The 1,057-nt window shown below is 69.1% G+C and carries 1 protein-coding gene; it reads right to left on the reverse strand.

Going from position 1 to position 1,057, the window contains the following annotated elements; all coding sequences use genetic code 11:
- Window positions 1-1,057, reverse strand: a 1,057-nt coding sequence (locus JUB13_RS30975; RefSeq protein ID WP_207486124.1) for an NAD(P)-binding domain-containing protein, incomplete at both ends; no start/stop codon positions are given.

Consider the following 1,057-nt stretch of genomic DNA (forward strand, 5'->3'; position numbering starts at 1 on the left):
AGGGCAGGGAGGCGAAGATCAGGTCGGCCTTGGCCGTGGTCATGCCGGACTGCACGGCCTTCTCGGAATAGAGCGGGCCCAGGCCGTACTCCATCAGCGGCTCGGAGCGCACGACATGCGTCGAGGAGCGCTGGATCATGGTGACGTCCACGCCGGCCTCGTAGAGCGCGGCGCAGATGTCATGGGCCGAGTTGTTCGACCCGATCACCACGACCTTCTTGCCGACATAGGCATCGGGCCCGGGATGCTGCGAGGAATGGTGCTGCTCGCCCCGGAAGCGCTCCCGGCCCCGGAACTCCGGAATGTTCGGCTTGCCCGACATGCCGGTCGCGAAGACCAGCTGCTTCGGGCGCAGCGTGATCTCGCGCCCGCCGCGCTCGACCACCACATTCCATTCCCTGCTCCGCTCGTCGAAGTGCGCGCGCTTGGCCGTGGTGCCGCCCCAGTAGTTCAGCTCCATCACCTTGGCGTACATCTCGAGCCAGTCGCCGATCTTGTCCTTGGGCGAGAAGACCGGCCAGGTCTTGGGAAAGTCGATATAGGGCAGGTGGTCGTACCAGACCGGGTCGTGCAGGCAGAGCGACTTGTAGCGCTTGCGCCAGGAATCGCCGGGGCGCTCGTTCTTCTCGACGATGAGGGTGGGCACGGCGAGCTGGCGCAGCCGGGCGCCCAGCGCGATGCCGCCCTGGCCGCCGCCGATGATCACGACATAGGGCTGGGTCTCGAAGCCGAGCTTCGCCTCCTCCTCCTCGCGCAGCTCCTTCCAGGTGCGGGCGCCGGGGTTCACGCCATGGCGGGCGCCGAGCGGGCGGGTGAAGCCGGCCTTCTCCTCGTGGCCCGTGAGCTCGGCCATGGTGGTCAGCAGCGTCCAGATGCGGTCCTCGCGCAGCCGGATCAGGCCGTAGCCGCGCGCGACCTCGGTCTCGAAGGCGATCCAGGCCTCGGTCACCCCGCCGCTCTCGGTGGCGTCCTCGCCCGCGGCGATCTGCCAGCCGCGCGGCCTGGTCGTGGCCAGCGTCGCCGCCAGCATGTCGCGGACCTGATCGCGGCCCTCCAT

Origin of the sequence: Arenibaculum pallidiluteum (genome assembly GCF_017355985.1) — a bacterium.
GTDB classification, from domain to species: domain Bacteria; phylum Pseudomonadota; class Alphaproteobacteria; order Azospirillales; family Azospirillaceae; genus Arenibaculum; species Arenibaculum pallidiluteum.